The 13,376-nt window shown below is 59.5% G+C and carries 12 protein-coding genes; 9 read left to right on the forward strand and 3 right to left on the reverse strand.

The window, feature by feature from the left end; genetic code table 11:
• Window positions 1-2 precede the first annotated feature (2 nt).
• Window positions 3-2,099 (reverse strand): bifunctional rhamnulose-1-phosphate aldolase/short-chain dehydrogenase, encoded by a 2,097-nt coding sequence (locus QTL96_RS12490; RefSeq protein WP_289727865.1) that lies wholly within the window; start codon window positions 2,097-2,099, stop codon window positions 3-5.
• Window positions 2,100-2,297: 198 nt separating this feature from the next.
• Between QTL96_RS12490 and QTL96_RS12495 the strand changes: the two genes are divergently transcribed.
• The 9 genes from QTL96_RS12495 (at window position 2,298) to QTL96_RS12535 (ending at window position 10,938) form a co-directional block, all read left to right on the forward strand.
• The gene (locus QTL96_RS12495; protein ID WP_289727866.1) at window positions 2,298-3,107 is read left to right on the forward strand and encodes a DeoR/GlpR family DNA-binding transcription regulator; all 810 of its coding nucleotides are present in this window, start codon (window positions 2,298-2,300) and stop codon (window positions 3,105-3,107) included.
• 50 nt (window positions 3,108-3,157) lie between these two features.
• On the forward strand, window positions 3,158-4,153 hold the full coding sequence (gene rhaS, locus QTL96_RS12500) for a rhamnose ABC transporter substrate-binding protein (protein WP_112943540.1): 996 nt from the start codon (window positions 3,158-3,160) through the stop codon (window positions 4,151-4,153).
• A 71-nt stretch (window positions 4,154-4,224) separates the two neighbouring features.
• Window positions 4,225-5,760: a sugar ABC transporter ATP-binding protein gene (locus QTL96_RS12505; RefSeq protein WP_289727867.1), complete on the forward strand. Its 1,536-nt coding sequence runs from the start codon at window positions 4,225-4,227 to the stop codon at window positions 5,758-5,760.
• 9 nt (window positions 5,761-5,769) lie between these two features.
• Window positions 5,770-6,771 carry an ABC transporter permease gene (locus QTL96_RS12510; protein ID WP_112973070.1) on the forward strand — a complete coding sequence of 334 codons (1,002 nt, stop codon included), beginning with the start codon at window positions 5,770-5,772 and terminating at the stop codon, window positions 6,769-6,771.
• Window positions 6,768-7,781 carry an ABC transporter permease gene (locus QTL96_RS12515; protein ID WP_112943543.1) on the forward strand — a complete coding sequence of 338 codons (1,014 nt, stop codon included), beginning with the start codon at window positions 6,768-6,770 and terminating at the stop codon, window positions 7,779-7,781. The genes QTL96_RS12510 and QTL96_RS12515 overlap by 4 nt, the downstream gene beginning before the upstream one ends.
• A complete protein-coding gene (gene rhaM, locus QTL96_RS12520) occupies window positions 7,778-8,098 on the forward strand; it encodes an L-rhamnose mutarotase (protein WP_113198401.1) in 321 nt (106 codons plus the stop codon). Before QTL96_RS12515 ends, rhaM begins: the two co-directional genes overlap by 4 nt.
• Complete coding sequence (locus tag QTL96_RS12525; RefSeq protein WP_289727868.1) at window positions 8,095-9,477, forward strand: FGGY-family carbohydrate kinase; 1,383 nt, start codon at window positions 8,095-8,097, stop codon at window positions 9,475-9,477. The genes rhaM and QTL96_RS12525 overlap by 4 nt, the downstream gene beginning before the upstream one ends.
• 85 nt (window positions 9,478-9,562) lie before the next feature.
• The gene (locus QTL96_RS12530) at window positions 9,563-10,330 is read left to right on the forward strand and encodes a 2-keto-4-pentenoate hydratase (protein WP_113198399.1); all 768 of its coding nucleotides are present in this window, start codon (window positions 9,563-9,565) and stop codon (window positions 10,328-10,330) included.
• A 104-nt stretch (window positions 10,331-10,434) separates the two neighbouring features.
• Window positions 10,435-10,938 (forward strand): hypothetical protein, encoded by a 504-nt coding sequence (locus QTL96_RS12535; protein WP_112818775.1) that lies wholly within the window; start codon window positions 10,435-10,437, stop codon window positions 10,936-10,938.
• A gap of 39 nt (window positions 10,939-10,977) precedes the next feature.
• Here the strand turns inward: QTL96_RS12535 and QTL96_RS12540 are convergent, their stop codons facing one another.
• Both QTL96_RS12540 and QTL96_RS12545 read right to left on the reverse strand, forming a co-directional pair.
• Complete coding sequence (locus QTL96_RS12540; protein WP_112943547.1) at window positions 10,978-11,763, reverse strand: CpsD/CapB family tyrosine-protein kinase; 786 nt, start codon at window positions 11,761-11,763, stop codon at window positions 10,978-10,980.
• Between the two features lie 56 nt (window positions 11,764-11,819).
• Window positions 11,820-13,355, reverse strand: a complete 1,536-nt coding sequence (locus tag QTL96_RS12545; protein ID WP_113008907.1) for a Wzz/FepE/Etk N-terminal domain-containing protein — start codon at window positions 13,353-13,355, stop codon at window positions 11,820-11,822.
• Window positions 13,356-13,376 lie beyond the last annotated feature (21 nt).

Raw genomic sequence — 13,376 nt, forward strand, 5'->3', positions numbered from 1 at the left:
GATCAGCGCGGGAAGCTCTGCGCGTTGCCGGCATCGACATTGATGATGTTGCCGGTGGACTTTGCCGAGAGATCGGACGCCAGGAAGTAGATCGCTTCGGCGATGTCTTCAGGGAAGACGTTAAGCTTCAGCATGGAGCGCTTGCGGTAGTGTTCCTCCAGCTCGTTGATCTCGATCTTCGACGATGCCGCGCGCTGCTCGCGCCACTCGCCGTTCCAGATTTTCGATCCACGCAGAACCGCATCCGGGTTGACGGTGTTGACGCGAATGCCCGCTTCCGCGCCTTCGAGCGCCAAGCAACGGGCGAGATGGATCTCGGCAGCCTTGGCCGTGCAGTAGGCAGCAGCGTTCGGCGACGACGCTAGGCCGTTCTTGGAGGCGACGAAGACGACGTTGCCGCCGAGGTTCTGCTTGCGGAATAGGCGGAAGGCTTCGCGCGAAACCAGGAAGTAGCCGGTCGCCAGGATGTCGATGTTCTTGTTCCACATCGAAAGCTCAGTGTTTTCGATCGGCGCGGACGATGCAATGCCGGCGTTCGAAACCAGGATGTCGACGCCGCCGAATTCGACACAGGCTTCCGCGAAGGACGAGATCACGCCGTCTTCCTTGGTCACATCAAGCTTGACGCCGCGAACGGCATCGGCGCCGAACTGCTTGGCGAAATCGGCCTTCGTGCTGTCGAGCGCTTCCTGGTCGATATCGGCCAGCACCACGCAGGCACCTTCGCCGATCAGGCGGGCCGCCGTCGCGCGGCCGATGCCGCCGGCACCGCCAGTGACGAAGGCAACCTTGCCAGCCAGGCTCTTCGGCTTCGGCATGCGCTGAAGCTTGGCCTCCTCGAGCAGCCAGTATTCGATATCGAAGGCTTCCTGCTCAGGTAGGCCCTGGTACTCGGAGACGGTCGACGCGCCGCGCATGACGTTGATGGCGTTGACGTAGAACTCGCTGGCAATACGTGCCGTTGCCTTGTCGCGGGCAAAAGACAGCATGCCGACGCCGGGAATGAGGAAGATGACCGGGTTCGCGTCGCGCATAGCGGGCGAATTGTCATGCTTGCAGTCGTTGTAGTAGCGCGCGTAGTCGGCGCGGTAGTCTTCGAGCGCCTTATCAAGACCGGCAACGATCGCATCCACATCCGGCTTCGCCGGGTCGAAATCGATGATTAGCGGGCGGATCTTGGTGCGTAGGAAGTGGTCGGGGCAGCTGGTGCCGAGCGCGCCGAGCGGTGCCAAGTTCTTCGAGTTGACGAATTCAAGGACTGCGTCCTGATCATCGAAGTGGCCGAGCTTGCGTTCCGCCTTGCCGATGCGACCGCGGATTTCAGGCATCAGGCGGGCGGCGATGACGCGGCGCTGTTCGACGGCCAAGCTCTCAGTGGCGTTGCCACCGAAGATCGTCTTGCCTTCAGTCTTCTCGGCAAACCAGACGATCGCCTTGTTGATAATGTCGAGCGTCAGTTCGTAGCAAGCCTTGGCATCGTTGGCCCAGGTGAAGAGACCATGGCTTTCGAGCACGACACCCTTGGAATTCGGGTTCGCCTCGACGTAGGCCTCGAGGTCGAGGCCGAGCTGGAAGCCCGGGCGGCGCCACGGCAGCCAGCCGATGTCAGCACCAAAGATCTGCTGCGTCAACTCCTTGGAATTCTTCGAAGCGGCGATCGCGATGATCGCGTCAGGATGCATGTGGTCGACATGCGTGAAGCGCACGAAACCATGCAGCGGCGTGTCGATCGAGGCGGCGCGGCTGTTGAGGTTGTAGGTGCAATGAGGAAGGAAGCTGACCATCCGGTCTTCGTCTTCAACGCCCTTGTAGATGCCCTTCAGCGAATCCAGCTTGTCCTGATAGAGGGTGGCAAAGCCGTCGAGCTTGATGGTGCCGACGTCGCCGCCGGAACCCTTGACCCAGAGAACCTTGACTTTTTCGCCGGTCAGCGGGTCGGTTTCCATGACCTTGGCAGACGTGTTGCCGCCGCCATAGTTGGTGATACGCTTGTCAGCACCCAGCAGGTTCGAGCGATAGAGTAGCTTTCCAGGCTCATCCAGGCCTGCAGCGTACGAGTCATCCCAACGGTTATCCAGAAGCCGGACGGTTGCCGCCATGTCATCCTCCCATGTAGAATTCTTCAGAACGCGAAATGAGAAATGCGTCCTTTGCGTGGACGGTATCGCTCATCAAAAGCAGCGTTGTCAATCGAAAACGATCAAAATCGATTATGTTGCAACGCAATATGTAAAAATATGATCGTTTGTGATTGACACATTGTCACAACTGCGAAATAAACGATGCAGGAGGAACCCATGCACGAACGCGAACGCCATCGCATTATATTGAGCGCCGTACAGGAAAAATCGGTCGTGACGGTTCAGGATATTTCTGAGCTGACCGAGGCTTCCGAGGCGACGATCCGGCGCGATATCGCGGCGCTTCACGTGCAGGGAAAGATCCGGCGCGTGCGTGGTGGGGCAGAAGCCGTGCATCCGCCGCAGCTCGGCAATCTCGCCGGCAGGCCTTTCCGAGTGTCAGAATCTGTCAATTCCGATAAAAAACGCGCAATTGCGCGCGCGGCCGTCGATCTCTGCGATCCTGGTGACGCCATCATCATAAACGGCGGAACGACCACCTTCCAGATGGTGCATTTCATGGCGGCGCATCGCATGCAGGTGATGACCAATTCGTTCGCGATCGCCGAACATCTGGTTAAGCACTCGAAGAACACGGTGACGGTTCCCGGCGGTGTGATCTATCGCGAGCAGAGCCTGATCCTGTCGCCTTTCGACAATGACGCGATCCGCAATTTCTATGCGCGGCGCTTTTTCATCGGTGCGCAGGGCGTGGGTCCGCTCGGCATCATGGAAGCGGACGCGCAGATCATTCAGAGCGAGCAGAAGTTGATGCATCAGGCTGACGAGCTGATCGTCATGGTCGATTCCAGCAAGTTTCATCGCCGCTCGAGCCTCATTTTATGCGGGCTCGATCGCGTCACGACCGTGATCACGGACGAGGTCGTGTCCGATGAGGCTGTGCGGATGATCGAGGATGCGGGCGTCAAGCTCGTGGTTGCGAGCGTGGTCTCGCAGGCAAAGGAGGATTCCTCGTCGGTTGCCTGAACGGCGCCGGCAGGATGTGGTCAAGTCAATCAACGTGGGAGGAAGAAAGCATGAAACTCGCAAAGACACTGGCGGTGGGCGTCGCCTTTGCCGTCGCATTGATGGCTGGTGCAGCAAGCGCCAAGGACGTCAAGATTGGCCTCGTGGTCAAGTCGCTCGGCAACGGCTTCTTTGAAGCCGCCAACAAGGGCGCACAGGAAGCAGCCAAGGAACTCGGCGGCGTAGAAGTGATCTACACCGGCCCGACCTCGACGACGGCCGAAGGCCAGATCGAAGTCATCAACTCGCTGATCGCGCAGGGCGTCGACGCCATTGCGATCTCCGCCAACGACCCCGACGCTGTCGTACCGGCCCTAAAGAAGGCCAAGCAGCGTGGCATCAAGGTCATCTCCTGGGATTCCGGTGTCAACAAGGACGGCCGTATCCTGCAGCTGAACCCGTCGTCGAACGAACTGATCGGCAAGATGTGCCTGACGCTCGTCAAGGATCACCTCGAAGGCGGCAAGGGTGACTTCGCGATCCTGTCTGCAACCACCACCTCGACGAACCAGAACATCTGGATTGACCAGATGAAGAAGCAGCTGAAGGACTTCGACGGTCTGAACCTCGTCACCACCGTTTATGGCGACGACCTCTCCGACAAGTCTTACCGCGAAGCCGAAGGCCTCCTGAAGTCGAACCCGAACGTCAAGGTCATCGTTGCTCCGACGACGGTCGGCGTTCTGGCCGCTTCCAAGGTCGTCGAAGACAAGGGTCTCGTCGGCAAGGTTTATGTCACGGGTCTCGGCCTGCCGTCCGAAATGGCCGGTGCGATCAAGTCGGGTGCGACGAAGGAATTCGCGATCTGGAACCCGATCGACCTCGGCTACTCCGCAACGCAGATCGCCTATCACCTCGTAAAGGGTGACGCGACCGGAGCGCCGGGCACCGAAATCGAAGCCGGCCGCATGGGCAAGATCAAGGTGGACGACAAGGGCGAAGCCGCAATGGCCGATCCGTTCATCTACAATGCGTCGAACATCGATCAGTTCTCGAAGGTTTTCTAAGCCTTTCGCGGACAGACAAAACCCGGCGGTATTGCCGCCGGGCCCTTCCCAATGAACACTGGTAAGCGCTGATGAACAACGCCCTTCAACAACCTGTTGCTAGCGTCGCGACGAACGACGTACCCGCAATTCTCGAGATGCGTGGCATCTCCCAGATCTTCCCTGGCGTGAAGGCGCTCGATAACGTCAGCATCGCGCTCTACCCAGGCAAGGTAACCGCGCTCATCGGCGAAAACGGTGCAGGCAAGTCCACGCTCGTCAAGATCCTGACCGGCATCTACCGTCCGAACGAAGGCGAAATCCTCATCGATGGTAAGCCGACGACGTTTGCCAATGCGCAGGCAGCGATCGATGTTGGCGTCACCGCGATCCATCAGGAAACCGTGCTCTTCGACGAGCTGACGGTTGCCGAAAACATCTTCCTCGGCCATGCGCCACGCACGCGTTTGCGCACCATCGACTGGAAGTTGATGAACAGCCGCGCCAAGGCGCTGCTCACCTCGCTTGAAAGCAATATCGATCCGACGATCCGTCTGAAGGACCTCTCGATCGCGCAACGCCACCTCGTGGCCATCGCGCGCGCACTATCGATCGAGGCCCGCATCGTCATCATGGATGAGCCGACCGCCGCCCTGTCGCGCAAGGAGATCGACGATCTCTTCCGTATCGTCGAAGGCCTGAAGGCGCAGGGCAAAGCCATCCTTTTCATCAGCCACAAGTTCGACGAGCTTTACGAGATCGCTGACAACTTCGCTGTCTTCCGTGACGGGCGCGCCGTCGGCCACGGCAATTTGAAGGCCACACCGCAGGACGAGATCGTTCGCATGATGGTCGGCCGCGACGTCGAGAACGCGTTCCCGAAGATCGACGTCGCGATCGGCGGACCGGTGATGCAGGTCGAGAAATACTGTCACCAGACAGAGTTCCGCGATATCTCGCTGACGCTTCGCAAGGGCGAAATTCTCGGCATTTACGGCCTGATCGGCGCCGGCCGTTCCGAACTCTGTCAGTCCCTGTTCGGCATCACCAAGCCGTTGTCGGGTAAGCTCACGCTTGATGGCCGGGAGATCAGCATCAACTCGCCGCTCGATGCGATCAGGGCGGGCATCGTCTATGTACCGGAAGAGCGCGGCCGCCACGGCCTGGCGTTGCCGATGCCGATCTACCAGAACATGACGCTGCCATCGCTGGGGCGCACCTCGCGCAAAGGCTTCCTGAAGGCGGCCAATGAATTCGCGCTGGCGCGCAAGTATGCCGAGCGGCTCGATCTGCGCGCGGCGGCACTCTCGGTTCCAGTTGGAACTCTGTCCGGCGGCAACCAGCAGAAGGTGGTCATCGGCAAATGGCTGGCGACTATGCCCAAGGTCATCATTCTCGACGAACCGACCAAGGGCATCGACATCGGCTCGAAGGCGGCCGTGCACGGCTTTATCAGCGAGCTCGCCGCCGAGGGCCTCTCCATCATCATGATCTCATCGGAGCTGCCGGAGATCATCGGAATGTCCGATCGGGTGCTTGTCATGAAGGAGGGCCTGTCGGCCGGCCTTTTCGAGCGCAAGGACCTGACGCCGGAAACGCTGGTGCGCGCTGCCACCGGTAACGCTTGAGGATAGCTGATGTCCAGACTCTTGAGAAAACGCGAAACGCTGCTCTTCATCATCATCGCGGTGATGATCGCCGCCTTTTCGAGCCGCGCTGACGGCTTTGCAACGCCTGGAAACCTTGCCGGCATCTTCAACGACACGTCGATCCTGATCATCCTGGCGCTGGCGCAGATGACGGTTATCCTGACGAAGTCGATCGACCTGTCCGTTGCCGCCAACCTCGCCTTCACCGGCATGGCGATTGCGATGCTGAACGCCGCGCATCCGGATCTGCCGCTGATCGTCCTGATCCTCGCCGCGATCCTCATTGGCGCCTGCCTCGGCGCCATCAATGGCTTCCTCGTCTGGGCACTCGAGATCCCGCCGATCGTCGTCACATTGGGAACGCTCACCATCTATCGCGGCATGGCATTCGTGCTCTCCGGCGGCGAGTGGGTCAATGCGCATCAGATGACGCCGACCTTCCTCAACGTTCCCCGCACCGTCGTTCTCGGCATGCCGGTGCTGAGCTGGGCCGCGATCATCATCGTCGCGCTGATCTATATCGTACTGAGATACACCCAGTTCGGCCGCTCTACCTATGCCGCCGGCGGCAATCCGACAGCGGCGGTCTATGCCGGTATCGATGTCGGCTGGACCAAGTTCCTTGCCTTCGTTCTGTCGGGCGCGCTTGCCGGTCTTGCGAGCTACCTCTGGGTGTCGCGCTATGCGGTCGCATATGTCGATATCGCCAACGGCTTCGAGCTCGATAGCGTGGCTGCCTGCGTCATCGGCGGCATATCGATCGCCGGCGGCGTCGGATCGGTGCTTGGCACCGTGCTCGGCGCGCTTTTCCTCGGCGTCATCAAGAACGCCCTTCCCGTCATCGGCATCTCGCCCTTCACGCAGATGGCGATCTCGGGCACCGTCATCATTCTCGCAGTCGTCTTCAACGCAAGGCGCGAGCGCAATCGCGGCCGCATCATCTTGCGCGACAAGGCCGCCGCGGAAACTCCAGCAGAGGTGGCAGCATGAGCACCGTCGTTTCCACGCCCACCGACAAACGGGTCATCCCGGATCGCCTGGGAACGCCATTCAAGCGGATCATGTCCAGCTGGGAAGTACTGCTCTTCGGCGTGGCCGTCGTCATCTTCATCTTCAATTCGCTGGCATCGCCCTACTTCCTCGACGCCTGGAACCTCTCGGACGCGACCTTCAACTTTACCGAGAAAGCGATGATCGCGTTTGCCATGGCGCTGCTCGTCATATCCGGCGAGATTGACCTGTCGGTTGCCGCCATCATCGCGCTGGCCTCGACCGCCATGGGGGCCGCGGCGCAGGCGGGTGTCGGTGCGCCGGGTCTTGTCGCCATCGGCGTCGGCGTTGGCCTGCTCTGCGGGATGTTCAACGGCTTCCTCGTCTCCGTGATGAAACTGCCGTCCATCGTCGTCACCATCGGCACGATGAGCCTGTTTCGCGGTATCTCCTATATCGTGCTGGGCGATCAGGCCTACGGCAACTATCCCGAGGAATTCGCCTTCTTTGGCCAGGGATATGTCGTCTGGGTCTTCTCCTTCGAGTTCGTGCTCTTCATCGTGTTGGCGATCCTGTTCGCCATCCTGCTGCACGCTACCAATTTCGGCCGCCAAGTTTACACGATCGGCAACAACGATTTCGCCGCGCGCTTTTCCGGCATCCCCGTCGAGAGAGTGAAGTTCATCCTCTTCATGCTGACGGGCGTGATGAGCGGCATCGCCTCGGTCTGCCTGACCTCGCGGCTTGGCTCGACGCGCCCGTCGATCGCGCAGGGCTGGGAGCTCGAGGTTGTGACCATGGTCGTTCTCGGCGGCGTTTCGATCCTCGGCGGTTCCGGCAAGATCGGTGGCGTCGTCATCGCCGCCTTCGTCATGGGCCTCGTCACCTTCGGCCTTGGCCTGCTCAACGTTCCCGGCATCGTCATGTCGATCTTCATCGGCCTGCTGCTGATCATCACCATCGCGATCCCGATCATCGCTCGCCGCATCAAAGCCATGAGTCCGAAATGACGCTGGAAATACACGCCTTCAAGATGACGCTCAATCCCGGCATGGAAGCCGAGTACATCAAGCGCCACGACGAAATCTGGCCGGAACTGGTCGAGCTGCTGCACCAGTCCGGCGCCAGCGATTACTCGATTCATCTCGACCGCGAGACGAACACGCTGTTCGGCGTGTTGACGCGCACCAGCGACAACACCCTGTCGAGCCTGCCGGAGCACCCGGTGATGAAGCGGTGGTGGGCGCATATGCGCGATATCATGGCCACCAATCCGGATAATTCGCCTGTCCAGACCGACCTCGTCACCGTCTTTCATATGCCATGACATCAAGTCAGATCTACGCCCGCGTCGCGGTTCTCGATATCGGCAAGACGAATGCCAAGGTCGTTGTGCTCGACAGCGCCACCGGCGCTGAGGTTGCGGTCGTCAAGACGCCGAACGTGGTGGTCAAATCCGGTCTCTATCCGCATTACGATGTGGAGGCGCTGTGGGCCTTTGCGCTAGACGCGCTGAAGCAATTTGCCGTGTCGCCCGGTTTCGATGCGATCTCGATCACCACGCATGGTGCCAGCGCCGCTCTGCTTGCTGCGGATGGTACGCTCGCCATGCCGGTGCTCGATTATGAGCAAGAATATCCACGCGAGATTATCGACGCCTATACGGCGCTGCGCCCATCATTCGACGAAACCTATTCGCCGCGCCAGTCGATGGGCCTGAACATCGGAGCGCAGCTGCACTATCAGCAGTCGGCCTTTCCGGCGGCGTTCGCCAATGTCGCCACCATCGTCACCTACGCCCAATACTGGGCGGCGCGGCTGACTGGTATCGCGGCCAACGAGGTAACATCGCTTGGTTGTCATACGGATCTGTGGAACCCGCGCGAATCGAGCTACTCCAGCCTCGTCGACACGCTTGATATAAGACCGCTGATGGCGCCGATCCGCTCGGCCTTCGACGCGCTCGGCCCGGTGCTCCCTGAGATCTCGGAAGAGATCGGCCTCTCAAAACCAGTTCCCGTCTATTGCGGCATCCACGATTCCAACGCTTCGCTGCTGCCGCATTTGGTCAGTCGGCAAGCCCCGTTTGCTGTCGTCTCGACAGGCACGTGGGTGGTCAACTTCGGCGTGGGTGGCGATCTCGACCATCTCGATCCGAAGCGCGATACGCTTGCCAATGTCGATGCCTACGGTCGGGCGGTCCCGTCGTCGCGCTTCATGGGCGGTCGCGAATTTGAAATCCTGTCGGCTAAGATCGGGCCCGTGTCTATCGAGGAAGCGGTCGCGGCCATGCCTGATGTCATCGAAAAAAGCATGATGCTCTTGCCGAATGTGGCGCCCGGGTCCGGTCCATTCCAAGGCAAGGAGCGGCGCTGGGTCAACGCCGAAGCGGCGAGCGCTGGCGAACATTACGCGGCGGTTTGCCTCTATCTGGCGCTGATGACCGAAGCGTGCCTGGGCTTGATCGGCGCCGGCGGTCCCGTTGTCGTCGAGGGGCCGTTTTCGCTGAATGAGACCTATCTCGATGTGGTCGCTGCGCTCACCGGCCGGGATGTGTTCGCCGTTCCCGGCTCGACGGGCACGAGCGCAGGTGCCGCACTTCTCACCGGAATTGCTCCGATGACAGGTACAGAGAAGCATTTTCCTCCGCGCGAGATCTTTCACTTGCCGGAGTATCGGCGATGCTGGTACGCCGCGCTAGCATAAGACTCTTTCCGGATCGCCTCTTTGCGCCATCTATGAATGCCGGTAGAGTTGAAGCGCATTTCATACTAGGTGAGGAAAGTACGACATGACAGTTTCATCCGGCGAGGGTTTCGATCCGCGGGCGCTGGCCGCGCGATTGAGTGGCCTTGAAAAGGCAGGCGAAAAAGCGCCGACGGCGGATTTCGCATTGCCCGCGACTTTACGCGAAGCGATGGATGCGCAGAATTTTCTTGCCGCCGAAGAGCGCATCTCGACACACGCATGGAAGGTCGCCATGTCGCCCTCGGGTGAGCCTGTCCTCGCGCCCTTGCATCCTTATTTTGAGGCCGTTTCAGGCGCGTCGATTTCCTGGCGTCCGGGCATGAAATTCGAGGCGGAAGTCGCGGTCCGCCTGGGCCAGGATCTTCCGGTCCGCCAGAGCGGTGACTATACACGCGATGAGATCGTCGCGGCGATCGCGGACTGCCATCTTGGCGCAGAGCTTTTGGCCAGCAGCATTGTGGAGAGCGGACAGGTGTCGTTCCTGCTCTATCTGGCCGAACGCATCGGCAATAAGGGCTATGTTCTCGGTCCTACGCTTCCGAAATGCATCGTCGACACCATCGGCAATACCTCACTTAAGGTGACGCATGGTGAACAGGTGATCTATGACGGCATCGCGCGCCATCCGAAGGACGACGTGCTGGTATGGCTGATGGCCTACGCGAATGAAAAGCTGCGCCCGCACACCTCGCTGAAGAAGGGCGCCCTGATCACCACCGGTACGCTCTGCGGAGCCATCGAGCTGACGTCGCGCGGCCCGATCGACATCGTTCTCGGCAACGAAACGCGTCTCAGCCTTTCCATCGTCTGATCGATGAGTGCGTTCTTCCCCGCCTTCGCATAGGCGGCGCAGAAAAAACGCGGAACATTGATGGTCTTCATGCATTCTCCCGGATTGGACTTCGGGAGGATGTCATGGGGATATATCGTCTCGCCTTATGCGCGCTCATTGTCTGCACTGCTGGAGGTGCAACCGCGAACGAGGCACCGTTTCTCAAGTCGCTTGCCGGCAGTTGGACCGGCGGCGGGATGATGAAGCGCACAACGGCCTCATCCCCGATCAATTTAAACTGTAGTTTTCAGTCGAAAGCCAATGGTGAAGCGTTGTCGATGGATGGCAAGTGCACCGGTATGTTGGTCGTTTCGCGCGCGGTGTCCGCGCAGCTTACGGCTACCGGCGGCAGCTACTCCGGCCGTTATATTGGTCCCTCAGGTAGGGTTTCGTCACTCAACGGCGCAAGGCGAGGCGATGCCATCGAGCTCGCGGTCACTTGGTCGAGGATCGTCAACGGCGATCGTGCTGCGACCATGACGATCCGGCACTCCGGCGCGAACGCACTGAGGATCAGAACGGTCGACAAGGACCCCGCATCCGGTAAGCAGGTCGTGACCAGTGAGATCAACCTGCAGCGAAATTAGCCGGCTGGCTTTTTGATGCGTGGCATCGAACTGGTTCGATCAGTAGCCATACTTTTCGGCACTGAACTTGCACTTGTTCAGCACGACGCCGAGGACGCTTGTCTTTTCGGCAAGCGTCTGTTCGCAAATGTCGATTTCGCTGAGCGTACTCTGCTCAGCGGCAGCAACCAGAATTACGCAATCGACATTCGGCAGAAACGCCAGAACGTCGTCCGTCGAAAGCATCGGCGGAAGGTCGTAAATGACGACATCGGGGCGCATCCGTTCACGCATGTCCTGCAGCGCCTGGGTCGACGCGGCGCTTTGTAGCAGTTCGGCGGAAAACTGGACGGCCTGTTTATTGGCGGCTATGGCGAGATTGCCTCCGTGGCGCCGAAAGATGTCGTCGGCCTGTAGCTCGCCTCGCAGGAACGATTCCATCGATGCGGCATCGCGAATTCCAAGCGTCTTGCCGACCTGGGGACGTTTCATGTCGAGATCCAGCAGTGCAGTGCGGCAGTCTTTCTGGTTCGCCAGACTGAACGCAAGGTTGAGTGCGCTAAAGGTCTTGCCGCAACCGGGTGTTGGCGATGTAATAGCCACTGATGTCCAATTGTTCTCCCGCATGTTCTGCAGGATCTTGGTGCGCATCATGTCGAAGGCGGTGTGCGCGGTGTCTGAGCGATTGACCGTCACGATACGGTTTTTCGCAACGAGACTCGCATCCGGGGTAAACGGCTGAAGCTTTTCCCAGGCTAGGTCGCTGATTTCCCGCGAAGGCGCTGGGGACATGTTACTCTTCTCCTGGAGCGCTTGCGAAAATGACGATACCACGGTCTGTTCCATTGGGTTTGCCTTAACTCTCTTGTTCGATGTAGCCGGCCATTCTCAGCGGTTTCGTGTTACATCGAACCGGGCTTCATGAAGCCGGATAGCAGCCTTTGAAAAGCGCTCGCCAACGGCGCATAGAAGTAGTGGATGATCAGGAGGAAGGCGGGGATGATGCTCGCCGAGACGGCTGCTGCCGCAAACCTCTTGTTGTAGAAGCCGCCGGTCGTCTCGCTCGGTGACCCGATGTACGGAATGACGCCAAGCGGCTGACGCTGTAGGAGCTGGCTCAGTTCCGATGGTCTGCGGATCGTGCGGTTCATCATTTCGAGTAGGAACGTAAGCCCTAAGCCAAGAGCGATCCCGCCAACGGCGCCTGCAAGAATGACTATTCGACGCTTCGACTTCACCGGCGTTTCTGGCGGCTTGGCTGCCTCCAACAAGGAGAAGCGTCCGCCGTCCGAGCGGGCCTCGATCTGGGTGCCCAGCGATGCTTCAGCCCGCCGTGCAATTGCCGTGTTGTACTGTGTCTGGATATTGCCGAGATCGCGCTCGATGACGTTCAGCGCCGTTTGGGTTGCGGGGGTTTCGCTTACGGATTTCGTGATGTCGGCGATGCTCTTTGTCAGCGATGTGCGATCGCGGTCGATCGCCTCCAGACGCTTGTCGATATCCGCCAACTGTAGATCGAGAGCCGACACGCCCTGTTTGCCGGCCTGACCGGTTGCCTTTGCCGCACCCTTGCCGCGCAGCGTCGCAATGCGCGATCGCAGGCTTATAATATTGGGGCTGTCTTCGGAGAAGATCGCAAGCTGTTCGGCCAGGGCCTTGTTCAAATCCAAGAGCATCTGCTGCTCCGTGCTAAGCGGACCGACATTGCCTGTCGTGAAGGCATTTTCCGCAAACAAGCTTCTCCGCGCGCGGAGGTCCGCTTCTTCACGTTCCAGCGCCACCAGTCGCTCCTGCTGGCTCGCCTGTTGCTGCCGACGGAACTCCAAGCTCTCTGGAAGAGTATCCCTGTGATCGGTCTTGAATTTAAGAAGCTCGGCCTCGATTCGATTCAGCTCGGCATCCAGCCGCTTCACTTCTTCGTTGAAAAATTGCAACGTATCGCCGGCTCGGTCAGTACGCTGTCGTTGATTGCCCAGCAGGATCGAAGAAGCGAGTTCGTTGGCGGCCTTCGCCGCGAATTCCGGCGTTCCAGCTTCGAAGATGATGCTGAAAACCGTCGTTGCTCCGTCGCCAAGTGGTAGTTGATCAAAGGTGATGCGGGAACGCATGTCCTTGATTACTGCATCCGTCGATAGCTCCTGCCTTTCGCTACCGTAGACATCCAACTTGTCGGCGAGCTGGACCAGATTGTCGCCCGTCGTCATCTGCTGCTGAAGGATCAACAGCTGTTCAAGAGAGCTGGTAGGGACTGTCGACTTCACGAGATTTGTCGGAATCTGTGGAGCCTCGACGAGGATCTTTGCCGTTGACTGGTAGGACTTTGGCATCAGCAGAGCAATCGCCAGTGCAAGCGCTGTCGTGACGACGGTGAGAGCGATGATGTGCGGCAGTCGCCTTAGCAGGATCGACAAGTAGAAACGAAAATCAATATCACCCATTACAAGTTCGCCTGACTGATC

Origin of the sequence: Rhizobium sp. S163 (genome assembly GCF_030380805.1) — a bacterium.
GTDB lineage: Bacteria > Pseudomonadota > Alphaproteobacteria > Rhizobiales > Rhizobiaceae > Rhizobium.

What these genes read in the sequence shown, in the direction of transcription:
- QTL96_RS12490 (WP_289727865.1), bottom strand. Translation starts at nt 2,099, where the DNA reads ATGGCGGCAACCGTCCGGCTTCTGGATAACCGTTGGGATGACTCGTAC.
- QTL96_RS12495 (WP_289727866.1), top strand. Translation starts at nt 2,298, where the DNA reads ATGCACGAACGCGAACGCCATCGCATTATATTGAGCGCCGTACAGGAA.
- rhaS (WP_112943540.1), top strand. Translation starts at nt 3,158, where the DNA reads ATGAAACTCGCAAAGACACTGGCGGTGGGCGTCGCCTTTGCCGTCGCA.
- QTL96_RS12505 (WP_289727867.1), top strand. Translation starts at nt 4,225, where the DNA reads ATGAACAACGCCCTTCAACAACCTGTTGCTAGCGTCGCGACGAACGAC.
- QTL96_RS12510 (WP_112973070.1), top strand. Translation starts at nt 5,770, where the DNA reads ATGTCCAGACTCTTGAGAAAACGCGAAACGCTGCTCTTCATCATCATC.
- QTL96_RS12515 (WP_112943543.1), top strand. Translation starts at nt 6,768, where the DNA reads ATGAGCACCGTCGTTTCCACGCCCACCGACAAACGGGTCATCCCGGAT.
- rhaM (WP_113198401.1), top strand. Translation starts at nt 7,778, where the DNA reads ATGACGCTGGAAATACACGCCTTCAAGATGACGCTCAATCCCGGCATG.
- QTL96_RS12525 (WP_289727868.1), top strand. Translation starts at nt 8,095, where the DNA reads ATGACATCAAGTCAGATCTACGCCCGCGTCGCGGTTCTCGATATCGGC.
- QTL96_RS12530 (WP_113198399.1), top strand. Translation starts at nt 9,563, where the DNA reads ATGACAGTTTCATCCGGCGAGGGTTTCGATCCGCGGGCGCTGGCCGCG.
- QTL96_RS12535 (WP_112818775.1), top strand. Translation starts at nt 10,435, where the DNA reads ATGGGGATATATCGTCTCGCCTTATGCGCGCTCATTGTCTGCACTGCT.
- QTL96_RS12540 (WP_112943547.1), bottom strand. Translation starts at nt 11,763, where the DNA reads ATGGAACAGACCGTGGTATCGTCATTTTCGCAAGCGCTCCAGGAGAAG.
- QTL96_RS12545 (WP_113008907.1), bottom strand. Translation starts at nt 13,355, where the DNA reads ATGGGTGATATTGATTTTCGTTTCTACTTGTCGATCCTGCTAAGGCGA.